Origin of the sequence: Rugamonas brunnea (assembly GCF_014042345.1) — a bacterium.
GTDB lineage: Bacteria > Pseudomonadota > Gammaproteobacteria > Burkholderiales > Burkholderiaceae_D > Rugamonas > Rugamonas brunnea.
The window spans coordinates 69389-94462 of record NZ_JACEZT010000011.1 but is presented as its reverse complement, the minus strand read 5'-3'; the positions used below and the strand labels follow the sequence as shown (position 1 = coordinate 94462).

16 protein-coding genes and 4 tRNA genes are annotated in these 25074 nt (G+C 63.5%); 14 read left to right on the top strand and 6 right to left on the bottom strand.

The genetic code is table 11. The features are described 5' to 3' along the window. Window positions 1-85 precede the first annotated feature (85 nt). The 3 genes from hpnE to hpnC form a co-directional block, all read right to left on the bottom strand. Window positions 86-1444: a hydroxysqualene dehydroxylase HpnE gene (gene hpnE, locus H3H37_RS16975; RefSeq protein WP_182164624.1), complete on the bottom strand. Its 1359-nt coding sequence runs from the start codon at window positions 1442-1444 to the stop codon at window positions 86-88. Window positions 1445-1469: 25 nt separating this feature from the next. Then, window positions 1470-2303 (bottom strand): presqualene diphosphate synthase HpnD, encoded by an 834-nt coding sequence (gene hpnD, locus H3H37_RS16970; RefSeq protein ID WP_182164622.1) that lies wholly within the window; start codon window positions 2301-2303, stop codon window positions 1470-1472. 80 nt (window positions 2304-2383) lie between these two features. Beyond that, the gene (gene hpnC / locus H3H37_RS16965; RefSeq protein WP_182164620.1) at window positions 2384-3223 is read right to left on the bottom strand and encodes a squalene synthase HpnC; all 840 of its coding nucleotides are present in this window, start codon (window positions 3221-3223) and stop codon (window positions 2384-2386) included. Between the two features lie 220 nt (window positions 3224-3443). Here hpnC and H3H37_RS16960 point away from each other — a divergent pair, with 220 nt between their 5' ends. The 12 genes from H3H37_RS16960 (at window position 3444) to H3H37_RS16905 (ending at window position 17184) form a co-directional block, all read left to right on the top strand. Continuing rightward, a complete protein-coding gene (locus tag H3H37_RS16960; RefSeq protein ID WP_311197526.1) occupies window positions 3444-4604 on the top strand; it encodes an efflux RND transporter periplasmic adaptor subunit in 1161 nt (386 codons plus the stop codon). Continuing rightward, entirely contained in the window at window positions 4604-7714 is a 3111-nt protein-coding gene (locus H3H37_RS16955; protein WP_182164820.1) for an efflux RND transporter permease subunit, read from the top strand. Before H3H37_RS16960 ends, H3H37_RS16955 begins: the two co-directional genes overlap by 1 nt. 163 nt (window positions 7715-7877) lie before the next feature. Next, window positions 7878-7964, top strand: a tRNA-Leu gene (locus H3H37_RS16950). Between the two features lie 35 nt (window positions 7965-7999). After that, entirely contained in the window at window positions 8000-9340 is a 1341-nt protein-coding gene (gene tig, locus H3H37_RS16945; RefSeq protein ID WP_182164616.1) for a trigger factor, read from the top strand. Between the two features lie 62 nt (window positions 9341-9402). Then, window positions 9403-10020: an ATP-dependent Clp endopeptidase proteolytic subunit ClpP gene (clpP, locus tag H3H37_RS16940; protein WP_182153523.1), complete on the top strand. Its 618-nt coding sequence runs from the start codon at window positions 9403-9405 to the stop codon at window positions 10018-10020. 155 nt (window positions 10021-10175) lie between these two features. After that, window positions 10176-11444 (top strand): ATP-dependent Clp protease ATP-binding subunit ClpX, encoded by a 1269-nt coding sequence (gene clpX / locus H3H37_RS16935; protein WP_182164614.1) that lies wholly within the window; start codon window positions 10176-10178, stop codon window positions 11442-11444. A 281-nt stretch (window positions 11445-11725) separates the two neighbouring features. After that, on the top strand, window positions 11726-14137 hold the full coding sequence (gene lon / locus H3H37_RS16930; protein WP_182164612.1) for an endopeptidase La: 2412 nt from the start codon (window positions 11726-11728) through the stop codon (window positions 14135-14137). Window positions 14138-14327: 190 nt separating this feature from the next. Beyond that, on the top strand, window positions 14328-14615 hold the full coding sequence (locus H3H37_RS16925) for an HU family DNA-binding protein (RefSeq protein WP_311196558.1): 288 nt from the start codon (window positions 14328-14330) through the stop codon (window positions 14613-14615). 53 nt (window positions 14616-14668) lie between these two features. After that, a tRNA-Val gene (locus H3H37_RS16920) sits at window positions 14669-14744 on the top strand. A 25-nt stretch (window positions 14745-14769) separates the two neighbouring features. After that, window positions 14770-14846 (top strand) — tRNA-Asp (locus H3H37_RS16915). Window positions 14847-14873: 27 nt separating this feature from the next. After that, window positions 14874-14950, top strand: a tRNA-Asp gene (locus H3H37_RS16910). 308 nt (window positions 14951-15258) lie between these two features. After that, window positions 15259-17184, top strand: coding sequence for a SurA N-terminal domain-containing protein (locus H3H37_RS16905; protein ID WP_182164610.1), 1926 nt, complete (start codon window positions 15259-15261; stop codon window positions 17182-17184). A gap of 107 nt (window positions 17185-17291) precedes the next feature. Here H3H37_RS16905 and mnmH read toward each other — a convergent pair whose 3' ends face one another. Then, window positions 17292-18350: a tRNA 2-selenouridine(34) synthase MnmH gene (gene mnmH, locus H3H37_RS16900; RefSeq protein ID WP_182164608.1), complete on the bottom strand. Its 1059-nt coding sequence runs from the start codon at window positions 18348-18350 to the stop codon at window positions 17292-17294. Continuing rightward, the gene (locus H3H37_RS16895) at window positions 18347-19003 is read right to left on the bottom strand and encodes an arylesterase (RefSeq protein ID WP_182164606.1); all 657 of its coding nucleotides are present in this window, start codon (window positions 19001-19003) and stop codon (window positions 18347-18349) included. Before H3H37_RS16895 ends, mnmH begins: the two co-directional genes overlap by 4 nt. On the opposite strand from H3H37_RS16895, the gene H3H37_RS16890 reads away from it, so the two are divergent. Then, window positions 19002-19736 carry an ABC transporter ATP-binding protein gene (locus H3H37_RS16890; protein WP_182164604.1) on the top strand — a complete coding sequence of 245 codons (735 nt, stop codon included), beginning with the start codon at window positions 19002-19004 and terminating at the stop codon, window positions 19734-19736. The two genes, H3H37_RS16895 and H3H37_RS16890, sit on opposite strands and share 2 nt — an antisense overlap. 6 nt (window positions 19737-19742) lie before the next feature. Here the strand turns inward: H3H37_RS16890 and H3H37_RS16885 are convergent, their stop codons facing one another. Then, complete coding sequence (locus H3H37_RS16885; protein ID WP_182164602.1) at window positions 19743-21248, bottom strand: NAD(P)H-hydrate dehydratase; 1506 nt, start codon at window positions 21246-21248, stop codon at window positions 19743-19745. 198 nt (window positions 21249-21446) lie between these two features. Between H3H37_RS16885 and H3H37_RS16880 the strand changes: the two genes are divergently transcribed. Further along, complete coding sequence (locus H3H37_RS16880; protein WP_182164600.1) at window positions 21447-25052, top strand: hydantoinase B/oxoprolinase family protein; 3606 nt, start codon at window positions 21447-21449, stop codon at window positions 25050-25052. The last annotated feature ends 22 nt before the right edge of the window (window positions 25053-25074 follow it).

Here is a 25074-nt window from a genome sequence, read left to right as displayed (position 1 = left end):
TGCGACTGTACGCAAGCGCGGCCCCGCCAGCCAGCGCCATGCGACAGGCTGCGCATTTGGCGGGGCAGGCGACCGAATCCGGGGATCAGGGCGGCGTGTTCCACAAGGTCGCGGCGGCCGCCACGCCGCTGCGCACCGCCGATTCCAGCGTGGCCGGATAGTCGCTGGCCGTGTAATCGCCGGCGATGGCCAGCCGCGCCAGTCCCGTGGCGTTGCCGGGCCGGTCCAGTCCCGGCGCACAGGCGAACGTGGCGCGCTTTTCCGTGATCACCTTGAACCACAGCGGCTGGCCCAGCTCCGGGCGCTGGAACACGTCGGCCAGTTGCACGGCGATCGCTTCGGCCAGCAAGTCCTGCCCTTGTTCGGCGGCGCCGCCCGAGGCGCTGACCACCACCGCCAGCAGGCCCGCGTTGTGCGCGTCGAGCTGGCCCCGGTCGAACACGAACTGGCCCCATTGATACCGTTCCGGCGCATCGAGCAGGGCGAAGAAGGGCAGCTCCAGCCGCACGTCCTTGGCGTATTGCAAGTAGCAGGTGGTGATCGCTTCCGATTCGAACGCCGTCAGGCGCGCGCACAGCGGATTCAGGTCCGCGTCCGGTATGCCATGCAGCAGCACGGCTGCCTGGCTGGCCGAGGTGGCCAGCACCACGCCGTCGAACGGGGCGTTCCACTGGCCGCCCACGGCCTCGCCGCTGGCGCTCACTTGCCAGCGGCCGTCCTGCAGCCGGGCCAGCCCCTGTACCTTGGCGCCGGTGCGCACGGTGCCGCCGTGCGATTGCAACCAGGTTTCGGCGGCGCCCGGGAACAGGGCGGTGAGGTCGGCGCGCGGCAGCAGCATGTCCGACGCGCTGCGGCGCGCGCCCAGGCTGTCGCGCAGCACGTTCAGGAACACCTGGGCCGACGCCCGCTCCGGCGGCGTGTTGAGCGCGGCCAGGCACAGCGGCCGCCACATCAGCTGGATCAGGCGCGCCGTCTGGTCGAACCGTTCCAGCAGTTCCGATACGCTGCAATCCTGGTGCAACTGCCAGCCCATCCAGCGGGCCGTGGTGGAAAAGCGCGCCAGGCTCAGCTTGTCTTCGCGCTGCAACCCCTTGGCGCGCAGCAGGGCGCCCAGCAGGTGCAGCGGGGCGGGCAGGCGCGGCGCGATGAAATCCATGCCGCCGCTGCCGGCCGGATAGCGCATTTGCAGCGGCAGCTTGAGCAGCGCCTGCTGTTCGCGCACGCCCACCGTCTTCAGCAGGCGCAGGGATGCGCTGTAGGCGCCGAGCATGATGTGCTGGCCGTTGTCGAGCAGTGCGCGGTCGGTGACGACGCGGCGCGCCCGTCCGCCCAGCACGCGGGCCGCTTCGAACACCGTGACCTTGCAGCCCTGGCGGGCCAGTTCGACGGCCGCCGTGCAACCAGCCCAGCCGCCACCCACGACGGCTACGCTGCGTTCGGCCATGCCCGGTTCTCGCCTGTCCTGCTGCTTAACCACGAATATAAGTCTTCCACGCCAGCCACAGCTTGCGGATCGGCGTGAGCGAAATGCGTTGCTTGAGCACGTGGTAGCCGTCGGCCTCGACCTCGACCAGCAGGGTGCGGTAGATGGCCGCCATCATCAGGCCCGGACGCTGGGCGCGCCGGTCTTCCTTGGGCAGCAGCGCGAAGGCTTCGTCGTAGGCGGTTTGCGCGCGCGCGACCTGGAACTTCATCAGTTGTTCGAAGTTCTCGCTGTGCTTGGCATTCAGCAGGTCGGCGGCGGTCACGTTGAATTGCTGCAGTTCGTTGATGGGCAGGTAGATGCGGCCCTTGCGCGCATCCTCGCCCACGTCGCGGATGATGTTGGTGAGCTGGAAGGCGTGGCCCAGCTTTTCCGCATATTGCAGGGTTTCCGGCCGGGTAGCGCCGAAGATGCTGGCCGACAGGATGCCCACCACGCTGGCCACATGCCAGCAATAGCGCGACAACGCCTTGTAATCGAGGTAGCGGCTCTGGTTCAAGTCCATTTCCATGCCGTCGATGATGGCTTGCAGGTGCTTTTCCTCCAGCTTGTAAGGCGCCAGGTGCGGTTGCAGCGCCTGCGTGACCGGGTGCGATTGCTTGCCCTCGTACATGCCGGCGATCTCCTTGCGCCACCAGGCCAGCTTGATGCGCGCCACGGATTCGTCCGTGCATTCATCGACCGTGTCGTCCACTTCGCGGCAGAACGCGTACAGCGCCGTGATGGCGCGGCGCCGTTCCGGCGGCAGGAACAGGAAACTGTAGTAGAAACTGGAGCCGCTCTGGGCGGTCTTTTGTTGGCAGTATTCGTCGGGGGACATGGTCGTTGTTGCTAGGTGTGACTATCGAAGGCGCTATTCTATAGGACGGCGCCCGTTGCAAAGGCGGTTGGCGTGGATTCTTATGCCAGCGCCAGGGTTTTCATGTCTTTTTTCATGCGTGCGGCGCGCCAAAAGATGGACAGCCAGTCGCGCTTGACCAGTTGCGGCCGGCGGCGGAACACGTCGTACTCGACTTCCTCGATGGCGTCCAGGATGCGCAGGCCGCCTTGCACCACCATGCGCAGTTCGAAGCCGATGCGGCCGTTCAGGCGCAATGCCAGCGGCGCGCCGCTCAGCATCAGCGCGCGCGCGCGGTCCACTTCCATCTTCATCATGGCGCGCCAGCGCGGGCGCGCGTCCGGATGGTCGAGCGCGGCAGGCGAGATGGCGAAGCGGCTCAGATCTTCGAGCGGGATATAAATCCGTTCCTTGTGGGTGTCGATCGCCACGTCCTGCAGGAAGTTAATCAGTTGCAAAGCGGTGCAGATGGCGTCGGAGTCGCGCACGTTTTCCTCGTCGGCCTGGCCATACAGGCTCAGCATCAGCAGGCCGACCGGATTGGCCGAGCGCGCGCAGTAGTCGAGCAGGGCGTCGTAGGTGGCGTAGCGGCTCACCATCACGTCTTGTTTGAAGGCTGACAACAGGTCGTAGAATGGCCGCATCGGCAATTCATGTTGGCGGATGGCGGCGGCCAGCCGGGCAAACATGGGCTCGTGCGTGTCGGCGCCCTGTTCGATGCGGGCCAGTGCGGCCTCATAGCCGGCCAGGGCGGCCAGGCGCTGTTCCGGTGCGGCATCACCCTCGTCGGCCAGGTCGTCGGCGCTGCGGGCGAAGGCGTAGATGGCTTCCACCGCGGGACGCAGCCGGCGCGGTAGCAAGATCGATGCTACCGGGAAATTTTCGTAATGTTCTACAGGCATAGAGGGAGTATTCAAATAAATGACGCAAAAGTCATTTGCAAACGAAACAGAGCGGTTTATAATTACTTAACGGAAAGTCATTAATTTCCAACCTGTAATAGTAGAGGCATCTTGAATCCACAGCAAGTTTTTGGCTGGCTGTCACGCACCAAGGAGACAAGATGAACAACGTGTTGCCGTGAGACAAAATCGAACCGCCCGCATCATAAAGGAAAACACCGTGTCCGCCCTGAAATACCTGCGATTGCCCCATCCGATTCCGATCGCCTCGTTGATGGTCTTGTCTGTGGCGCTGAGCGCCTGCTCCAAACCTGCTGAAAAGACGGAAGACATCCGTCCCGTGCGCGCCATGGTGCTGGCCAGCAGCGATATCGATGTGAACGCTGAATTTTCCGGCGAAGTGCGGGCGCGCGTGGAATCGCGGCTCGGCTTCCGTGTGGGCGGCAAGATCGTTACCCGCAAGGTCGATGTCGGCGCGCTGGTCAAACATGGCCAGGTGCTGATGGAGCTCGATCCGCAGGATTTGCAGCTGGCGCAGGCGCAAGCGCTGGCCGGGTTGCGCGCGGCCGAAACCAGCCGCGACCTGGCCAGCGCTGAACTGAAGCGCTACCAGGAGTTGCGCGCCAAGAACTTCGTCAGCCAGGCCGTGCTCGATGCCAAGGATTCGGCATTCAAGGCGGCCCAGGCCAGCGTGGATTCGGCCAATGCGGCGTATCGCGGCCAGACCAACCAGGCCGGCTACGCCAACCTGGTCTCCGACATCGACGGCGTGGTGACGGCCGTGGACGCGGAAGTGGGGCAGGTGGTCGCGCCCGGCACGCCCGTGGTGCGCGTGGCCAAGGCGGGCGAGAAGGAAATCGTAATCGGCCTGCCGGAAGACAAGGTTGAAACGCTGCGCCATGTGCCCGACGTGCAGGTGCGCCTGTGGGCCGATCCAAGCAAGTCCGTGGCCGGCACGATCCGTGAAATTTCCCCTGTGGCCGATCCGTCCACCCGCACCTACACGGTCAAGGTGAAGATTCCCGACAGCCTGACCGAAGCGAAGCTGGGCATGACGGCCGTGGTGCAGTTCGCCTCCAAGACGCCGGTGCCCCAGATCAAAGTGCCGTTGACGGCCTTGTTCTACGAGAAGTCGGCCACCTCGGTGTGGGTGGTGGAAAACGGCGCTGTCAAGCTGGTCCCGGTCGCCATCGGTGGCGTGGCCGGCAATGAACTGGTGCTGACCAAGGGCGTGGCGCCCGGTCAGACCGTCGTCACGGCCGGCGTGAACCTGCTAAAGCCGGGTCAGAAAGTCAAAATCCTGGGCGATGACCTGCCCGCCAAGCCGGCCCGTCCGGTCGGCGCCAGCGCCGCGCTGGGCAACGGCGAGGCGGCCATATGATGAAGGGCGGCTTCAATCTTTCGCGCTGGGCGCTGGAACACATCCCGCTCACGCGCTACCTGATCGCCGTGCTGCTGATCGGTGGCATGCTCAGCTACACCAACCTCGGCCAGGACGAGGACCCGCCGTTCACCTTCCGCGCCATGGTGGTGCGCGCCATGTGGCCGGGCGCCACCTCGCTGCAGATGGCGGAGCAGGTGACGGACAAGCTGGAGAAGAAACTCCAGGAAACCCCCGACATCAACGAGATTTCCAGCTATTCCAAGCCGGGAGAGACGGTCATCATCCTCAAGCTGCGCGAATCGGCGTCGCCCAAGGATACCAACGCGTCCTGGTACCAGGTGCGCAAGAAGATAGGCGACATCCGCGGCACGCTGCCGCCCGGCGTGATCGGCCCGTTCTTCAATGACGAATTCGGCGACACCTTCGGCTCCATCTTCGCGCTGTCCGGCGACGGCTTTACCTACGCGGAAATGAAGGACTACGCCGACTTCGTGCGCCAGCAACTGCTGAACGTGCCACTGGTGTCCAAGGTGGAACTCTTCGGCGTGCAGGACGAGAAGATCAACATCGAGTTCTCGCACAAGAAATTTGCCCAGCTCGGCATCCCGTTTGAAGCCATCGTCAACCAGATCGCGACCCAGAACTCGGTGGAGTCGACCGGCGTGCTGGTGACGCCGACCGATAATCTGCAAGTACGGGTGACGGGCGCCCTGAAGACGGTCAAGGACCTGGAGGAGCTGGAGTTGCGCGCCAATGGCACCACGTTCCGCCTGGGCGACTTTGCCACCGTCAAGCGCGCCTACCAGGACCCGCCGCAGGACAAGATGCGCTACAACGGCAAGGAAGTGATCGGCCTGGGCGTGTCGATGGAGAAGGGAGGCAACATCATCCGCATGGGCGAGGGCTTGCAGAAGACCGTGGACCAGCTCAAGGCCAAGCTGCCCGTCGGTATTGAACTGGAGCGCGTGTCCAACCAGCCGGCGGCTGTGACGGCCTCTGTGGGCGAGTTCGTGCACACGCTGATCGAAGCCGTGCTGATCGTGCTGGCCGTCAGTTTCCTGTCGCTGGGCCTGCACACCAAGCCGTTCCGGCTCGACGCGCGCCCCGGCCTGGTGGTGGCGTTGACCATCCCGCTGGTGCTGTCCGTCACCTTCCTGTTCATGCGCATGCTCGACATCGACTTGCACAAGATTTCGCTGGGCGCCCTGATTATTGCGCTGGGCCTCCTGGTCGATGATGCGATCATTGCCGTGGAAATGATGGTGCGCAAAATGGAGGAGGGCATGTCGCGCTTCGAAGCGGCCACCTTCGCCTACACCTCGACGGCGCTGCCCATGTTGACGGGCACGTTGATTACGGTGGCCGGCTTCCTGCCGATCGGCCTGGCCAAATCGGCGGCCGGCGAATACACGTTCTCCCTGTTCTCCGTCAATGCGCTGGCCCTCGTCATCTCGTGGGTGGTGGCGGTCGTGTTCACGCCTTACCTCGGCTACGTGCTGCTCAAGGTCAAGCCGCATGCGAACGGCCACCATGAACTGTTTGATACACCCGGTTTCCGCAAGTTCCGCGCCGTCGTCAACTGGTGCGTGGAGTACCGCAAGACCACCATCGCCGCCACCTTGCTGGTGTTCGCGCTGGGCGTGTATGGCTTCAATTTCATCGAAAAGCAGTTCTTCCCCGATTCCAGCCGGCCGGAGCTGATGGTCGAAATGTGGACGCCGGAGGGCACGACCTTCGCCGCCAACGAGGCGCAGGTGAAGAAGTTCGAAGCCTTCATTTCCAAGCAGGAAGGCGTGGACAGCGTGACCAGTTACGTGGGCACGGGCAGCCCCCGTTTCTATTTACCGCTCGATCAGATTTTCCCGCAGACCAACGTGTCGCAGATCGTCGTGCTGCCCAAGGACCTGCACGCGCGTGAAGCCTTGCGCAACAAGATCATCGACATCTTCAAGACCGACTTCCCGGAAGTGCGCGGCCGCGTCAAGCTGCTGCCCAACGGCCCGCCCGTGCCTTACCCCGTGCAGTTCCGCGTGACGGGCGAGCAGGTCGAGAAAGTGCGCGCCATCGCCGACGAGGTCAAGGACATCATGCGCGCCAACCCCAACACGGTGGGCGTGAACGATAACTGGAACGAGTCGATCAAGGTGCTGCGCCTGGACCTGGACCAGGACAAGATGCGCGCGCTCGGCGTGACCTCTCAGACGGTGATGCGCGCCGCCAACACCATCCTGTCCGGCACGACGGTCGGCCAGTTCCGCGAGAACAATAAGCTGATCGACATCCAGGTGCGCCAGCCGTTGGAGGAGCGCAACACGATCTCCGTGCTCAACGATACCAATATCCCGACGGCCAATGGCAAATCCGTCACCATCAGCCAGCTGGCGCGCGCCCATTTCGTGTGGGAGCCCGGTGTCGTGTGGCGCGAGGGCAGGGAATGGGCCATCACGGTGCAGACCGACGTGGTCGACGGCATCCAGGGGCCGACCGTCTCGGGTCAGATCAATCCCAAGCTGGACGCCTTGCGCGCGCGCTTGCCGGCCGGCTATGCCATTACCGTCAAAGGGGCTGCGGCCGACAGTGGGGCGGCGGAAGCGTCGATCGCAGCCAACCTGCCGCTGGCCATCTTCATCATCTTCACGCTGCTGATGCTGCAATTGCACAGCTTCTCGCGTGCCCTGATGGTGTTCCTGACGGGCCCGCTCGGCGTGGCTGGCGCGGCCATGGCCTTGCTGATCCTGCACCGTCCGCTGGGCTTCGTGGCCAACCTCGGCATTATCGCGCTGTTCGGCATGATCATCCGTAACTCGGTGATCCTGGTGGACCAGATCGAGCAGGACATCGCGGCCGGCCATGAGCCGTGGGATGCGGTGGTGGAATCGGCCGTGCGCCGTTGCCGCCCCATCATCCTGACGGCCGCCGCCGCCGCGCTGGCCATGATCCCCTTGTCGCGCTCCGTGTTCTGGGGTCCGATGGCGGTGGCTATCATGGGCGGCCTCGTCATTGCGACGGCGTTGACCTTGTTGTTCCTGCCGGCGTTGTATGCGGCCTGGTTCCGGGTGAAAAAACCGGTGCGGGGCGCGGATGATTTAGCGGTAAATAAAGCGTAAATAAACGAAAGTAGGCGAGGTGTTGGCGATAAGTTAAAAAACGCCACATTTCGCCGAAAAACCCGTTAGAATACCGCGTTGAAGTTGAAAGCTCCCACTGCGAGGCGGGATAGGGCGACCGTTTTCACTTACGGGTCGCCCTTTGCTTTTGTGCAAACATGCCGCGAGGATGGCGAAATTGGTAGACGCACCAGGTTTAGGTCCTGACGCCAGCAATGGTGTGGGGGTTCGAGTCCCCCTCCTCGCACCAACTGTATAGATAAATTTTTTGGACGATTTTTAAACATGGCAACTGCAGTCGAAACCTTGGGCAAACTCGAACGTCGTATCACGATCTCCTTCCCGCTGACTGATGTCCGCACGGAAGTGGAGAAACGCCTGAAAGTGCAAGCCAAGTCGGCTCGTGCACCTGGCTTCCGTCCGGGCAAAGTTCCTATGAAAATGGTCGCAGCACAGTACGGTTATCAGATCGAAACCGAAGTGCTCAACGATAAAGTGGGCCGTGCGTTCAACGACGCCGCCAACGAAAACAACCTGCGCGTCGCCGGCTACCCACGCATCGAGCCGAAGAACGACGCACCGGAAGGCCAGCTGACCTTCGACGCCACCTTCGAAGTCTACCCGGAAGTGGTGATCGGCGACCTGACCGCCGTGGAAATCGAAACCGTGAAGTCGGAAGTGACCGACGCCGAAATCGACAAGACCATCGAAATCCTGCGCAAGCAGCGCGTGCACTACCACACCAAGGGCGAAGCCGGTGAGCACGGCGACGGCGGCGCGGCGATCGCTGCCAACGGCGACCGCGTGACCGTGGACTTCGTCGGTTCGATCGACGGCGTGGAATTCCCAGGCGGCAAGGCTGACGACTACGCCTTCGTGCTGGGCGAAGGCCGCATGCTGCCTGAGTTCGAGGCCGCCACCGTGGGCCTGAAAGTGGGCGAGTCCAAGACCTTCCCGCTGGCTTTCCCTGAGGACTACCATGGCAAGGACGTGGCCGGCAAGACCGCCTCGTTCACCATCACCCTGAAGAAACTGGAATGGGCGCACCTGCCGGAAGTGGACGCCGAGTTCGCCAAGTCGCTGGGCGTGGCCGATGGCGACGTCGCTAAAATGCGCGAAGACATCAAGGTCAATCTGGAGCGCGAAGTGGCCGGCCGCATCAAGGCCCGCAACAAGGAAGCCGTGATGGAAACCCTGGTCAAGACCGCCACCCTGGACGTGCCACAGGCACTGATCGCCCAGGACACCGAGCGTCTGGCCGAGATGACCCGCCAGGACATGGCGCAGCGCGGCATGAACGTCAAGGACGTGCCATTCCCTCCAGAACTGTTCAAGGACAAGGCTGAGCGCCGCGTGCGCCTGGGCCTGATCCTGTCGCAACTGGTTGGCGAGCAGAAGCTGCAAGCGACCCCTGAGCAAGTCAAGGCCCAGGTGGAAGATTTCGCCCAGAGCTACGAAGATCCACGTGAAGTGCTGAAGTACTACTACAGCGATCGTCGCCGCTTGGCTGAAGTGGAAGCACTTGTTTTGGAAGAAAACGTCGTCAACTACGTGCTGGGCCTGTCGAAAAACTCGTCCAAGGCAATCGCTTTTGACGAACTGATGGGAAGCAACGCTCAAGCGTAATCCAGCTCGGGCTGGCCCGTGTGGTCAGCCCGTCTGCTTCACAAGGAAAGGGAATGACTGGAATGAACCGAAATCCGGCGTTGGACACTGAAATGCTCGGCCTGGTGCCGATGGTGGTGGAACAGAGCGGCCGCGGCGAGCGCTCCTACGACATCTACTCGCGCCTGCTCAAGGAACGCGTGGTGTTCATGGTGGGCCCCGTCAACGACCAGATGGCCAACCTGATCGTCGCCCAGTTGCTGTTCCTGGAAAGCGAAAATCCCGACAAGGATATCTCGCTGTACATCAACTCTCCTGGCGGTTCCGTCTCGGCCGGCCTGGCGATCTTCGATACGATGCAGTTCATCAAGCCTGATGTGTCGACGCTGTGCACCGGCATGGCCGCCTCCATGGGCGCCTTCCTGCTGGCCGCCGGCGCCAAGGGCAAGCGTTTCTCGCTGCCCAACTCGCGCATCATGATCCACCAGCCGTCCGGTGGTTCCCAGGGCCAGGCGTCCGATATCGAAATCCAGGCCAAGGAAATCCTCTACCTGCGCCACCGCCTGAACAGCATCCTGGCGGAACGCACGGGCCAGACGATAGAGCAGATCGCCAAGGACACCGACCGCGACCGCTTCCTGTCGGCGGAGGAGGCCACCGAGTACGGGTTGATCGACAAAGTGTTGACTTCCCGCGCTTGATGCGTCCCAAGCGCAATTGCTGAAAAAACGCCCGGACGCTCAAACGTTCGGGCGTTTCGTTTTTATTTCGGGTAGCATGTAGTCGTGGGCGGATTTTTTCCGGGCCGCACACACTAGCACCGGACACAACCTGGAAAACCAAAGAAAACTGCCCCATGTCAGACAAAAAATCCTCCAGCGGCGAAAAATTACTGTACTGCTCGTTTTGCGGCAAGAGCCAGCACGAGGTAAAGAAACTCATCGCCGGCCCGTCGGTCTTCATCTGCGATGAGTGCATCGACTTGTGCAATGACATCATCCGCGACGAGACGTCGGCCATCGAGTCCGTCACGGGCGCCAAGTCGGACCTGCCGACGCCTCAGGAAATCAAGGACTTGCTGGACCAGTATGTGATCGGCCAGCAGACGGCCAAGCGCATCCTGTCGGTGGCGGTGTACAACCACTACAAGCGCCTCAAGCACCTGGGCAAGAAAGACGATGTGGAGCTGGCCAAGAGCAACATCCTGCTGGTCGGCCCCACCGGCTCGGGCAAGACCCTGCTGGCCCAGACGCTGGCGCGCATGCTCAACGTGCCGTTCGTGATCGCCGACGCCACCACGCTGACGGAAGCGGGCTACGTGGGTGAGGACGTCGAGAATATCATCCAGAAACTGTTGCAAAGTTGCAACTACGACGTGGACAAGGCCCAGCGCGGCATTGTCTACATCGATGAGATCGACAAGATTTCGCGCAAGTCCGACAACCCGTCCATCACGCGCGACGTGTCGGGCGAGGGCGTGCAGCAGGCGCTGCTGAAGCTGATCGAGGGCACCATGGCGTCCGTGCCGCCGCAGGGCGGCCGCAAGCACCCGAACCAGGACTTCGTGCAGATCGACACGACGAACATCATGTTCATCTGCGGCGGCGCCTTCGACGGCCTGGCCAAGGTGATCTCGAACCGTTCGGAAAAGAGCGGCATCGGCTTCTCGGCCAGCGTCAAGAGCAAGTCCGAGCGCTCGGCCAGCGACGTGCTGCAGGAAGCGGAACCGGAAGACCTGATCAAGTTCGGCCTGATCCCCGAGCTGGTGGGCCGTCTGCCTGTGGTCGCTACGCTGTCGGAGCTGACGGAAGAGGCGCTGATCCAGATCCTGATCGAGCCCAAGAACGCGCTGGTCAAGCAATACTCGAAGCTGCTGGACATGGAAGGCGCGGAGCTGGAAATCCGTCCCGCCGCGCTGCACGCCATCGCCCGCAAGGCGCTGGCCCGCAAGACCGGCGCGCGCGGCCTGCGTTCCATCCTGGAACATGCCTTGCTGGACGTGATGTATGAATTGCCTAACCAGCAAAATGTGACCAAGGTGGTGATTGATGAAAATACCATCACCAGTGGCGCCAAGCCATTATTGATTTATCAGGAACCTGCAAAAGTTTCTGGCGAAAATTAATCAAACTCATACCCCGGAGATACAAATGCGAAAAAAGGGTTTCGCATCCCCGGGGCGAGGCGGTACAATTTAAACCAATAAAAGATGCAGGCTTCATTCGAAAAGCCACTCGCGACATCGATGCCGCGCGTGGCTTTTTTATTTGAATTGCATGCTTTTAGAGCACGGCCTCCAGTTTCCCGGCCGAAAAGTGAACGCCTGGAATTTTTTTCTGGACGCCGGTCTTGTGATAAGGCCGCACCGCGCCCACATCATAAACACGCTTTCACATAAGGTACGCCATGACAACTTCCAAATTAACTGAGCAAACCCAGCTGCCGTTATTGCCGTTGCGGGACGTCGTCGTTTTCCCGCATATGGTGATACCGCTGTTCGTGGGACGCCCAAAATCGATCAAGGCACTGGAAGCCGCGATGGAGCAAGGCAAGAGCATCATGCTTGCCGCGCAAAAAGCCGCTGCCAAGGACGAACCTTCTGCTTCCGATATCTATGAGATCGGCTGCGTGGCCAATATTCTGCAAATGCTGAAACTGCCCGACGGCACCGTGAAGGTGCTGGTGGAAGGCGCTCAGCGTGCGCGCATCAACCGCATCACCGATACGCCGTCGCACTTCGTGGCCGACCTGACGCCGCTCGAATCCGAGCTGGGCGACGAGTCGGAACTGGAAGCCATGCGCCGCGCCATCGTTCAGCAGTTCGACCAGTACGTCAAGCTGAACAAGAAAATCCCGCCCGAGATCCTCGCTTCGCTGTCGGGCATCGACGATGCCGGCCGCCTGGCCGACACGGTGGCCGCCCACTTGCCGCTCAAGCTCGAGCAGAAGCAAGTGATCCTGGAGATCTTCAGCGTCTCGAAACGCCTCGAGCACCTGCTGGGGCAGCTCGAAGGCGAGCTCGATATCCTGCAAGTGGAAAAGCGCATCCGTGGCCGCGTCAAGCGCCAGATGGAGAAGTCGCAGCGCGAGTACTACCTGAACGAGCAGGTCAAGGCCATCCAGAAGGAACTGGGCGAAGGCGAAGAGGGCGCCGACCTGGACGAGCTGGAAAAGAAAGTCGCGTCCGCCAAGATGCCGAAAGAGGCGCTGGACAAGGCCACGGCCGAGCTGAAGAAGCTCAAGCTGATGTCGCCGATGTCGGCCGAGGCCACCGTCGTGCGCAACTATATCGACACGCTGGTCAGCCTGCCATGGAAGAAGAAATCCAAGGTCAATAACGACCTGAGCAACGCCGAGAAAGTGCTGGAAGGCGACCACTATGGCCTGGAGAAGGTCAAGGAACGCATCCTGGAATATCTCGCCGTGCAACAGCGCGTCGACAAGCTGAAAGCGCCCATCCTGTGCTTCGTCGGTCCTCCGGGCGTCGGTAAGACCTCGCTGGGCCAGTCGATCGCGCGCGCCACGAACCGCAAGTTCGTGCGCATGGCGCTGGGCGGCGTGCGCGACGAGGCCGAGATCCGTGGCCATCGCCGCACCTACATCGGCTCCATGCCGGGCAAGATCCTGCAATCGCTGGCCAAGGTCGGCGTGCGCAACCCCTTGTTCCTGCTGGACGAGGTTGACAAGATGGGCGCGGACTTCCGCGGCGATCCGTCGTCGGCCCTGTTGGAGGTGCTCGATCCGGAACAGAACCACACGTTCTCCGATCACTACATCGAGGTCGATTTCGACCTGTCCGATGTGATGTTCGTGGCCACGTCGAACTCGTACAACATCCCGCCGGCGCTGCTGGACCGGATGGAAGTGATCCGCCTGTCGGGTTACACGGAAGACGAGAAGACCAGCATCGCGCAGCGTTACCTGCTGCCGAAGCAGATCAAGAACAATGGCCTGAAGGAAGAGGAAATCTCGGTGGCCGAGTCGGCCCTGCGCGACATCATCCGCTACTACACGCGGGAAGCGGGCGTGCGTTCGCTCGAGCGCGAAGTGTCGAAGATCTGCCGCAAGGTGGTCAAGATGCTGCTGCTCAAGAAGTCGGACAAGAAAGTGGCCGTCACCAGCAAGAACCTGGACAAGTTCCTCGGTGTGCGCCGCTACGACTTCGGCGTGGCCGAGAAGGACAACCAGATCGGCCAGGTGGTGGGTCTGGCATGGACCGAAGTGGGCGGCGATCTGCTGACCATCGAAGCCGTGCAGATGCCGGGCAAGGGCAATGTGATCCGCACCGGTACGCTGGGCGACGTGATGAAGGAATCGATCGAGGCGGCCCGCACCGTGGTGCGCAGCCGGGCGGCGCGGCTGGGCATCAAGGCCGAGCAGTTCGAGAAGTGCGATATCCACATCCACGTGCCCGAAGGCGCGACGCCCAAGGACGGTCCGTCCGCCGGCGCGGCCATGACGGTGGCGATGGTGTCGGTGTTCACGGGCATCCCCGTGCGGGCCGATGTGGCGATGACGGGCGAGATCACGCTGCGCGGCGAAGTGTTGCCGATCGGCGGCTTGAAGGAAAAACTGCTGGCGGCCCAGCGCGGTGGCATCAAGACCGTGCTGATCCCTGAGCAGAACGTCAAGGATCTGGCCGATATTCCGGACAATGTGAAGAACAAGCTGGAAATCGTGCCCGTGCGCTGGATCGACAAAGTGCTGGAAATCGCCCTCGAGCGCATGCCCGTCGCCCTGACGGAAACAGCTGCCGTGGAAGCGGTGGCGGCTGCTGCGGCCAAGGTGGACGGTCAGACGGAAGTGGTAAAACATTAACTTTCTGTCTCCCGCCATGAACAAACAAGCGCCCTTGAGGCGCTTGTTTGTTATTTAAACCCTTATTCCTGGCTTAAAGTCTTGACATAAAGTGATGGTGGCTTGTTTAATACGGCCTGAGATTTTTCTCTGCCGCAATTAGGGCGCCATTTGAATGGCGATTAATTGACGGTGCAACGATATAACCTTTGTGACGGGGAAGCTAGTGAATAAGACTGAATTGATCGACCATATTGCCCAATCCGCTGATATTTCGAAAGCGGCTGCGGCGCGCGCACTCGATGCGGTGATCGACGGTGTAACGACAACCTTGCAAAAGAACGACAGCGTCACCCTGGTCGGCTTTGGCACCTTCTCCGTGAGCGAACGCGCCGCCCGTACCGGCCGCAATCCGCGCACCAAGGAAGAGATCACCATCGACGCGGCAAAAGTTCCTAAATTTAAAGCTGGCAAAGCTTTGAAAGATGCTGTAAACTAACGGACTTCGGTGAGCAGACGCTCACCGATTTGTTTGTGTTGTTGTTTGATGTGGGGCGCTTAGCTCAGTTGGTAGAGCGGAGCCCTTACAAGGCTTAGGTCGGGAGTTCGAGCCTCTCAGCGCCCACCACAGTCAGGCAGTACCAGCATTTGCAGGAGCGGTAGTTCAGTTGGTTAGAATACCGGCCTGTCACGCCGGGGGTCGCGGGTTCGAGTCCCGTCCGCTCCGCCAGCAAATGCGAACAAATAGTCTAACCCAGGAGCGGTAGTTCAGTTGGTTAGAATACCGGCCTGTCACGCCGGGGGTCGCGGGTTCGAGTCCCGTCCGCTCCGCCAGAATAAGATACCCCGCAGCTGTCACCGGCTGCGGGGTTTTTCGTTTGGATGCGCGCTATTGCATGTTCCCGTATATGGCTTCTGTTGCAATTGATTTACTCTTGCTATCGACTGAGGCTCACTGTAAAATCGCGTGATACCGATTTATTCGGCAGGTTTTTCGTTCACTGTGCCGTATAACTCGTTGAATTTAAAGGCGAAGTGGGCCGGAGCAAGCGGCTCCAATCACTGCGCCTGAAATAGAAGAGGCGAACGGGAGTTCGCCTTTTTTTGTATGTGCACGTTCCACTAATCCGAATTGGCTGACCATGTTTGAATTTATACGCACCCATCAACGCTTGATGCAGTTTTTCCTGATGCTGCTCATCATTCCGTCATTCGCGCTGGTCGGTATCAGCGGCTACAAGAGCTTTGGTGACGACGCCAACACGATCGCCAAGATCGACGGTCGCGCGCTGACGCAGCAAGAGTTCGATTCGGCCCTGCGCAACCAGCTGGAGAGCTATCGCCAGCGTCTGGGCGCCCAGTTCGACCAGAAGCTGTTCGACACGCCCGAATTCAAGCAAAACATCCTGGACCAGATGATCGCCGAGCGCGCGCTGAGCGCGGAAGTGGCCCGCGGCCACCTGACCGTGACCGACGCCGCCCTGCAGAAAGCCATCCTGGAAGTGTTCGGTGGCGAAGGCAAGTTCGACATGGAGCGCTACAAGGCCATCCTGGCCGCGCAAGGCATGACGCCGGCCATGAACGACGCCCGCATGCGCCGCGACATGGCCTTCCAGCAGTTGAGCGGCGCCATCCAGAACACCGGTTTCGCCCCGCGCACGGTGGCCAAGACCGTGTCCGACATCGGCGCGCAGGAGCGTGAAGTGCAGGAGCTGGTCTTGCCGATCAGCGAATTCGCGGCCCAGGTCAAGGTCACGGACGACATGGTCAAAGCCTACTACGACAAGAACGCCAAGCTGTTCGAAGTGCCGGAACAAGCCAAGATCGAATACGTGGTCTTCAACAGCGACGCCGTGATGTCGCAAGTGAACGTCAGCGATGCCGACATCTCGGCCTACTATACCCAGAACCAGCAGCGCTACACGACGCCGGAAAGCCGCCGTGCCAGCCACATCCTGGTGGCCGTGAAGAAGGACGCCAGCGCCGCCGACAAGGCCGCCGCCAAGGCCAAGGCCGAAGCCATCCTGGCCGAAGTGCGCAAGGCCCCCGGCGACTTCGCCAAGATCGCCAAGGCCAAGTCGGAAGATCCCGGTTCGGCCCCGCAAGGCGGTGACCTGGATGTGATCGAAAAAGGCACGATGACCAAGCCGGTCGAAGACGCCATCTACAAGCTCAAGCAAGGTGAGATCAGCGACGTGGTGCAGTCGGAATTCGGCTACCACATCCTGACCGTGACGGCCCTTAAGCCCGCCACCGTCAAGCCGCTCGATGAAGTGAAGAACGACATCGCCGCTGAACTGAAGAAGCAGAAGGCGGCCAAGAAGTATTCGGAAATGGCGGAAACCTTCACCAATACCGTCTACGAGCAAGCCGAAAGCCTGAAGCCGGTGGCCGACAAGCTGGGCCTGAAGATTGAAACGGCAGCCAACATCTCGCGCCAGCCATCGCCAGCCGCGGGCGCCGCGCCGTACAACAACGCCAAATTCCTGGCGGCCCTGTTCACCAACGACTCGTTGCAGAACAAGCGCAACACGGAAGCGGTGGAAGTGGCGCCGAGCACCCTGATCGCCGGCCGTATCGTCGAGTTCAAGCCCGCCACCAAGCGTCCGCTGGCCGAAGTCGATGCCGCCATCCGCCAGCGCGTGACGATGGAAGAAGCGCTGAAACTGGCCAAGAAGACGGGCGACGAGAAGCTGGCTGCGTTCCAGAAGTCGGGCGACGCGACCGGTTTCGGCGCCGCCAAGCTGGTGTCGCGTTCCAAGGCGGACGGCGTCAACGGCAAGGCCATGGCCCAGATCATGCGTGCCGACACCAGCAAGCTGCCGGCCTACGTGGGCGTGGAACTGCCAGGCATGGGTTATGGCATCTACCGCATCGGCAAGGTGCAGCAGCCTGCCGAGCAGGATGAAGCGCGCCGCAAGACCGAAGCCGACCAGATCGCCAACATCGTGTCGCAGCAGGAGATGTTCGACTACGTGGAAGCGCTGAAGCAGAAGGCGAAAGTGAAGATCGTCAAGCCGCTGGCCGTTGCCGCCAGCGCCGCCAAGACGGACGCCGACGCCAAATAAGCCGGGCGCCACCCAAAAAACAAAAGCCGCTTCGAGCGGCTTTTGTTTTGTCTGCATTCGGGACCGGACACAATGCTGCCAGCGCATTGTGTCCGGTCCCGAATTTCTTATGCGGTCGCTTGCAGGTGGCGGGCGGCGGCCAGGAAGGCATCGGGGGTGATGTCGTCCAGTTCCACCACTTGCGCCTTGTCGAACTGGACGAAGTTACGGTCGATGGAGCGCAGGTAGGCCGGGTCGTAGTGCTCGGCCAGCAGTTCTTCCACCAGCACCTCCATCTGGCCGCTGTTGGCCAGCTCGTGCCAGCGCTTGATCTTCTCGTGGCCGTGCAGGCTCACCAGGCAGTCGAGCTGCGCGTTCAGCGTGGCCGGGTCTTGCGTGAAGTGGGCGTAGTCCTCCATCAGCAGGCGCACCCGGTTCGCGCGCGACAGCTGGAGCGAGATGCAGGCCGCGGCGCGCATGGTGTCCATCAGCGCCGCCGGCACGCGGAGCTGGCCGACCTTCTTGCTTTCCGATTCCACGAACACGGGGCGGGATGGATCGAACTTGCGCAGCCGGTCCCACACCATCGTCTCGAAGGCCTTCTGCGTCGGCTGCGGCTGGCTGGGCAGATTGCCCAGCACCGAGCCGCGGTGGGCGGCCAGTTGCTCCAGGTCCAGCACCTGGGCGCCATCGGCATGCAGCACCTCAAGCAGGCGGCTCTTGCCGCTGCCCGTGGTGCCGCAGATGACGCGGAACGACAAGGCCGGCGCTTGCTCCAGCGCGCCGTTCACATAGTTGCGGTAGGCCTTGTAGCCACCGTCGAGCTGCACCACGGGCCAGCCTATCTTGGCCAGGATGTGGGCCATGGAGCCGCTGCGGTTGCCGCCGCGCCAGCAGTACACCAACGGCTTCCAGTCGCGTGGTTTGTCGAGGAAGCGGTCTTCGATGTGCCGGGCGATATTGCGCGCCACCAGCGCCGCGCCTACCTTCTTGGCTTCGAAGGCGTTGACCTGCTTGTACATGGTGCCGACCTTGATGCGCTGCTCGTCGTCCAGCACCGGGCAGTTGATGGCGCCGGGCAGGTGGTCGAGCGCGAATTCGGACGGGCTGCGCACATCGATGATGGTGTCAAACTGGTCCAGCCGGGGGAGTACATCTTCAAAGCGCAGTAGTTCTGGGTACTTCATCGTGTCTTGATTATTTTCTGTAGGGAGGGCCAGATATTGGCCAGGATGGTGGGATGGGCCTCGGCCGTCGGATGCAGGCGGTCGGCCTGGAATAATTGCGGCTTGTCGGCCACGCCTTCGAGCATGAAGGGCACCAGCGGCGCCTTGATCTCCTTGCTCAGCGTGCCGTACATGGCGTAGAACTGGTCGGCGTACTGGCGGCCGTAGTTGGGCGGCATGCGCATCCCCACCAGCAGCACGCGGGCGTTGGCCCCGCGCGCGGCGGCGGCCATGGCGCGCAGGTTGGCTTCGGCGGCCGCCACCGGCAAGCCGCGCAGGCCGTCGTTGGCGCCCAGTTCGATGACGATCACTTCGGGGTGGTATTTTTCCAGCAGCGCCGGCAGGCGCGTGCGGCCACCGCTCGTCGTCTCGCCGCTCACGCTGGCGTTGACGATGTCGGCGGCGATCTTCTGGTCCTTGAGCTTCTGTTCGGCCAGCGCTACCCAGCCGCTGCCCCGGCTCAAGCCATATTCGGCTGACAGGCTATCGCCGAGCACGAGGATGGTTTTTGGTGCAGAATAAGCGCTCGCGCTGGCGCACAGCAGGAGCAGGGCGGCAAACGCCAGCCGGCATGCCCTTCCCGTGTCACGACATTTTCCTAAAAAGTTCAGCATGCCCGATCTTCCAACGACGCCTTCCATTCCATTGACTCCCGCCCCGGCTTCCGTCGTTAGCGCCAGGGCGACGGCCGCCATCGAAGTGACGGGCCTGACCAAGCGCGTGGCGGACGCCGGCGGGGAGCTGACGATATTGCACCACGTGGATTTTACAGTGCAAAAGGCCGAAACGCTCGCTATTGTAGGGGCATCGGGCTCCGGCAAGTCCACTTTGCTGGGATTGCTGGCCGGCCTCGATACGCCCAGCGGCGGCCGCGTGCTGCTTGACGGCGTCGATATCTACGCGCTCGATGAGGATGGCCGCGCCGCGCTACGCATGGCCAAGCTAGGCTTCGTGTTCCAGTCGTTCCAGTTGCTGCCGCATCTGACGGCGCTGGAGAACGTGATGCTGCCGTTGGAACTGCGCGGCGAAGCGGGCGCGCGCGACAAGGCCCAGGCCATGCTGCGTCGCGTGGGGCTGGGCGAGCGCCTGCGCCACTATCCCCGGTATTTGTCCGGCGGCGAGCAACAGCGGGTGGCGCTGGCGCGGGCCTTCGTCACGGAGCCGCCATTGCTGCTGGCCGACGAACCGACCGGCAGCCTCGATGCCGCCACCGGCGAAGCCGTGATCCAGTTGATGTTCGAGCTCAATCGCGAGCACGGCTCCACGCTGGTGCTGGTCACACACGACACCACCATCGCGGCCCGCTGTGGCCGCGTGATCACGATCGCGGCGGGGCGCCTGGTCTGAGCCGCGTCAGCGCCCGTGCTGCTGCACCAGGCGGTTGATGGCCGCCCGGATGGCTGGCACCAGTTCGCCCGCCGTTAAACCGATCGGCCCCACGCCATCGGTCACCAGCACGTCGGCCGCCATGCCATGCAGCCAGACGGCGGCCAGCGCCGCTTCCCATTGCGGCCAGCCCTGCGCCAGCAGGCTGCCGCACAGGCCGGCCAGCACGTCGCCCGTGCCCGCCGTGGCCAGGGCGGGATTGCCCGTCGTGTTGATCACGGCGTCGCCATCGGGCGCGGCGATCACGGTGCCCGATCCTTTCAGCACCACGGTGGCCCGCAAGCGCGCCGCCAGCGTGCGCGCCGCCGCTACCCGGTCCGCTTGCACGGCCGTGATGGCGCAGCCCAGCAGGCGCGCCGCCTCCAGCGGATGGGGCGTGATGATGCAGCCCGCGCCGCGCTGCGCCACAGCCGCCTGCAACGCCGCGTCGGCCGCCAGCAGGTTGAGGGCGTCGGCGTCGGCCACCAGCGCGCTGGCGCTGGCCACGGCGCGCTTGAGCAGTTCCACCGATTGCGGCGCCGTGCCCAGGCCCGGGCCCAGCACCAGCACCGAGCTGTCGAGGTCGAAGCCGGCGGCGGCCCGGCACATCAATTCTGGCTGGCCGCTGTCGTAGGACGGCGCGTCGTCCGCGAACACGGCGAACACACGGCCCGCGCCGGCGTGCAGCGCGCTGCGCGCCGCCAGGATGGGCGCGCCCGCCATGCCGCGAGCACCGCCGACCACGGCCACGTTGCCGTAACTGCCCTTATGGCTGTTCTGGCGGCGCGTTTTCAGTTTGCGGGCGAAGAAGCGGGCTTCGTTCAGATGCAGCCGCACTGATGGGAACTGGCGCGGCTCCAGATCCAACGCGGCGACCGTGACCTGGCCCGCATGGTCACGGCCATCGCAGGTATGCAAGCCGGGTTTGTCGCCGATGAAGGTGATGGTGTGCGTGGCGCGGATCGCCACACCATCCGGGCCGACGACGGCGCCGGTGTCGGCATCGAGGCCGCTGGGCACGTCGAGCGCCAGCACCGGGCAGCCCAGCGTGTTGACGGTGTCGACCAGCGTGCGCAGGGCGCCGCTCACGGGGCGCGCCAGGCCGATGCCGAACAGGCCATCGATGATCAGATTCCATTCGGTGCCGGCCAGGGCGCTGCCGCCGATGTCGTTGAAGATGGCGTCGCTGCTTTCGGCGCGCCGCTGCGCCGCCGCCCGTTCGGCCGACTGTTCGCCGGCGGGCGGGAAATGCAGCACGTCCACTTGGGCACCCGAATACGTCAGGTGGGCGGCCGCTTCCAGCGCGTCGCCGCCGTTGTTGCCTGGACCGGCCAGCACCAGCACCCGGGCGCCGTTGGTGGAAAAGGGCAGCATGTCGAGCGCCGCGTTGGCCGTGGCCTGGCCGGCCCGTTGCATGAGGGTGCCGGCCGGCAGCGCCTCGGCTGCGCGCTGTTCGATGGCGCGGATCTCCGCGACGGAATAGAGTGGATTCATGGGGCGTCCGATCAGGAGTGTGGAGCGTCAGGTGCGGCAACTGGCTTGCTACCTGCTGCCTGTGGCTGGCGAGCGTGCCGGCAGCATTGATGATTGCGGTTCATTCAATTTTAGCATCGAATTAATCTGTTCAAGTGTGTCGCCTTGATCGCGGGGCTCGCACTACAATATGCGCTTCATTAAAGTATTGAGGTTGGCATGGATTGGCAATTCTGGATAGATCGCGGCGGCACGTTCACGGACATTGTGGCGCGCCAGCCGGACGGGCGGCTGCGCACGCACAAGCTGCTGTCGGAAAATCCGGAACAATATCGCGACGCCGCCATCGCCGGCATCCGCCACCTGATGGGCCTTGGGCCGCGCGCTGCCATGCCGGTGGCGCGCATCGAGGCGGTCAAGATGGGCACCACGGTGGCCACCAATGCGCTGCTGGAGCGTAAGGGCGAGCCGACGGCGCTGGCCATTACGCGCGGCTTCGGCGATGCGCTGCGCATCGCTTACCAGAACCGTCCGCGCCTGTTCGCGCGCCACATCGTGCTGCCGGAGCTGCTCTACAGCCATGTGGTCGAAATCGATGAGCGCATGGGCGCGCACGGCGACGTGGTGCTGCCGCTGGACGAGCAGGGCGCCCGCGCCGGCCTGCAAGCGGCCTACGACCAGGGCTTGCGGGCGCTGGCCATCGTCTTCATGCATGGCTACCGCTACCACGACCATGAACAGCGCGTGGCGCGGCTGGCGCGTGAGATCGGCTTTACCCAGGTCTCGGTATCGCACCAGGTCAGTCCCATGATGAAACTGGTGGCGCGCGGCGACACCACGGTGGTCGACGCCTACCTGTCGCCCATCCTGCGCCGCTACGTGGACCAGGTGGCGGCCGAGATGCCCGGTGTGAACCTGCAGTTCATGCAATCGAACGGCGGCCTGACGGACGCGCGCGCGTTCCAGGGCAAGGACAGCATCCTGAGCGGCCCGGCCGGCGGCATCGTCGGCATGGTGCGGGCCAGCCGGCTGGCCGGTTTTGACCGCGTGATCGGTTTCGACATGGGCGGCACCTCGACCGATGTGTCACATTACTCGGGCGAGTTCGAGCGCGTGTTCGAGACGCAGGTGGCGGGCGTGCGCATGCGCGCGCCGATGATGAGCATTCATACCGTGGCGGCCGGCGGTGGCTCCATCCTGCACTTCGACGGCAGCCGCCTGCGCGTGGGGCCGGACAGCGCCGGCGCCAATCCGGGCCCTGCTAGCTACCGTCGCGGCGGCCCGCTGGCCGTCACCGACTGCAACGTCATGCTGGGCAAAATCCAGCCCGCCCATTTCCCGCAATTGTTCGGCGCCGACGGCAAGCAGGCGCTGGACGCGCAGACCGTGCGCGCGCAGTTCGCCGACATGGCTGCGCGCGTCGAAGCCGCGACCGGCAAGCCAACCACGGCGGAACAGGTGGCGGAAGGCTTTATCGATATCGCCGTTGGCAATATGGCCAACGCCATCAAGCAGATCTCCGTGCAGCGCGGCCACGACGTGACGGAATATACGCTGACCAGTTTCGGCGGCGCCGGCGGCCAGCACGCCTGCCTGGTGGCCGATGCGTTGGGCATGAAGACGGTGTTCATTCATTCGCTGGCCGGCGTCATGTCGGCCTACGGCATGGGCCTGGCCGACCAGAGCGCGATGCGTGAAGCGGCGATGGAGGAAAAGCTGGCGCCCGAGGGCGTTACAGCGCTCGAAGCGCGCCTGGCGGCACTAGGCGAACAGGCGCGTGCGGCGCTGATCGAACAGGGCGTCGCGGAGCAGCGCATCACCTTGCTGCGCCGTGTACACCTGCGTTATGAAGGCACCGACTCGGCGCTGATCGTGCCGTTCGATGCCGCCAGCGCCATGCAGGCGCAGTTCGAATCGGCTTACAAGAAGCGCTTCTCCTTCCTCATGCCGGGCAAGGCGCTGATCGTCGAGGCGGTGTCGGTGGAGGCGCTGGGCCGCTCGGACGCGCCGGTGGAGACGGTCACGCCGGCGCCGCGCCGCGTGTCCGGCCTCACGCCGCAAGCGGTGGTGCGCATGTACAGCGGCGGCCAGTGGCGTAATACCAAGCTCTATCAGCGTACGGCCACCCGGATCGGCGACATCATCAAGGGTCCGGCCATCATCGCCGAGGCCAACGCCACCACTGTGGTGGAGCCGGGCTGGCAGGCCGAGGTCACGCCGCAGGACCACCTGGTGCTGACGCGGGTGGAGGCCCTGGCGGCGCGGCGCGCCATCGGCACCACGGCCGATCCGGTCATGCTGGAGATCTTCAACAACCTGTTCATGTCGATCGCCGAGCAGATGGGCTTGCGGCTGCAGAACACGGCGTACTCGGTCAACATCAAGGAACGGCTGGACTTCAGTTGCGCGATCTTCGACGCCGACGGCAACCTGATCGCCAACGCGCCCCATATGCCGGTGCACCTCGGCTCCATGGGCGAGAGCATCAAGACCGTCATGCAGGCCAACGCGGGCCGCATGCACGCCGGCGATGTCTACATGCTCAACGATCCCTACCATGGCGGCACCCATTTGCCGGACGTGACGGTGATCTCGCCGGTGTTCGACGAGGCGGGCGTGCATATCCTGTTCTACGTCGGCTCGCGCGGCCACCATGCGGACATCGGCGGCACCACGCCCGGTTCCATGCCGCCCGACTCGCGCAGCATCGAGGAAGAGGGCGTCCTGATCGACAATTTCAAGCTGGTGGACGGCGCGGCCGGCGGCCAGTTGCGCGATGCCGAAGCGCGCGCCTTGCTGACCGGCGCCGCCTGGCCGGCCCGCAATCCCGACCAGAACATGGCCGACCTGCGGGCCCAGGTGGCGGCCAACCAGAAGGGCGTGGACGAACTGCGCAAGATGGTGGCCCACTTCGGCCTCGACGTGGTGCAGGCCTACATGGGCCACGTGCAGGACAATGCCGAGGAAGCCGTGCGGCGCGTGATCAGCGCGCTGCGCGACGGCAGCTACACGGTCGATCTGGACAACGGCGCCCGCATCCAGGTGGCGGTGCGCGTCGATCACGCCAGCCGCAGCGCCGAGATCGATTTCACGGGCACCTCGGATCAGCTGGAGAACAACTTCAACGCGCCGTCGGCGGTTTGCATGGCGGCCGTGCTGTACGTGTTCCGCACGCTGGTCGATGACGACATTCCGCTCAACGCCGGTTGCCTCAAGCCGCTCAAGGTGCTGATCCCGCCCGGCTCCATGCTCAATCCGCACTATCCCGCGTCGGTCGTGTCGGGCAACGTGGAAACGTCGACCTGCATCACCAACGCGCTGTACGGCGCGCTGGGCGTGCTGGCGGCGTCGCAGGGCACGATGAACAACTTCACGTTCGGGAATGCGCGCTACCAGTACTATGAAACCATCAGCGGCGGCTCCGGCGCGGGTCCGGGCTTTGATGGCACCAGCGTGGTTCAGACCAATATGACCAATTCGCGCCTGACGGACCCGGAAGTCCTGGAGTTCCGTTTCCCCGTGCGGCTGGAGAGCTACGCGATCCGCCACGGTTCGGGCGGTGCGGGACGCTGGCGCGGGGGCGATGGCGGCGTGCGCAAGGTGCGCTTCCTGGAGCCGATGACGGCTGCCATCCTGTCCAACAACCGACGCCACGCGCCGTTCGGCATGGATGGCGGCGCGCCGGGCGCCGTGGGCCGCAACAGCGTGCTGCGGGCCGATGGCCGCGTCGAACAACTGGGCCACATCGGCAAGACCGAGATGGCGGCGGGCGACGTGTTTGTGGTGGAGACGCCGGGCGGCGGCGGCTACGGCCAGCCGGAATAAGCCCGGCGGCCGCGCGCCGCGC

Bases quoted from the DNA above. Each gene is read 5' to 3' on its own strand.
- hpnE (WP_182164624.1), bottom strand. From the start codon at position 1,444: ATGGCCGAACGCAGCGTAGCCGTCGTGGGTGGCGGCTGGGCTGGTTGC.
- hpnD (WP_182164622.1), bottom strand. From the start codon at position 2,303: ATGTCCCCCGACGAATACTGCCAACAAAAGACCGCCCAGAGCGGCTCC.
- hpnC (WP_182164620.1), bottom strand. From the start codon at position 3,223: ATGCCTGTAGAACATTACGAAAATTTCCCGGTAGCATCGATCTTGCTA.
- H3H37_RS16955 (WP_182164820.1), top strand. From the start codon at position 4,604: ATGAAGGGCGGCTTCAATCTTTCGCGCTGGGCGCTGGAACACATCCCG.
- tig (WP_182164616.1), top strand. From the start codon at position 8,000: ATGGCAACTGCAGTCGAAACCTTGGGCAAACTCGAACGTCGTATCACG.
- clpP (WP_182153523.1), top strand. From the start codon at position 9,403: ATGAACCGAAATCCGGCGTTGGACACTGAAATGCTCGGCCTGGTGCCG.
- clpX (WP_182164614.1), top strand. From the start codon at position 10,176: ATGTCAGACAAAAAATCCTCCAGCGGCGAAAAATTACTGTACTGCTCG.
- lon (WP_182164612.1), top strand. From the start codon at position 11,726: ATGACAACTTCCAAATTAACTGAGCAAACCCAGCTGCCGTTATTGCCG.
- H3H37_RS16905 (WP_182164610.1), top strand. From the start codon at position 15,259: ATGTTTGAATTTATACGCACCCATCAACGCTTGATGCAGTTTTTCCTG.
- mnmH (WP_182164608.1), bottom strand. From the start codon at position 18,350: ATGAAGTACCCAGAACTACTGCGCTTTGAAGATGTACTCCCCCGGCTG.
- H3H37_RS16890 (WP_182164604.1), top strand. From the start codon at position 19,002: ATGCCCGATCTTCCAACGACGCCTTCCATTCCATTGACTCCCGCCCCG.
- H3H37_RS16895 (WP_182164606.1), bottom strand. From the start codon at position 19,003: ATGCTGAACTTTTTAGGAAAATGTCGTGACACGGGAAGGGCATGCCGG.
- H3H37_RS16885 (WP_182164602.1), bottom strand. From the start codon at position 21,248: ATGAATCCACTCTATTCCGTCGCGGAGATCCGCGCCATCGAACAGCGC.
- H3H37_RS16880 (WP_182164600.1), top strand. From the start codon at position 21,447: ATGGATTGGCAATTCTGGATAGATCGCGGCGGCACGTTCACGGACATT.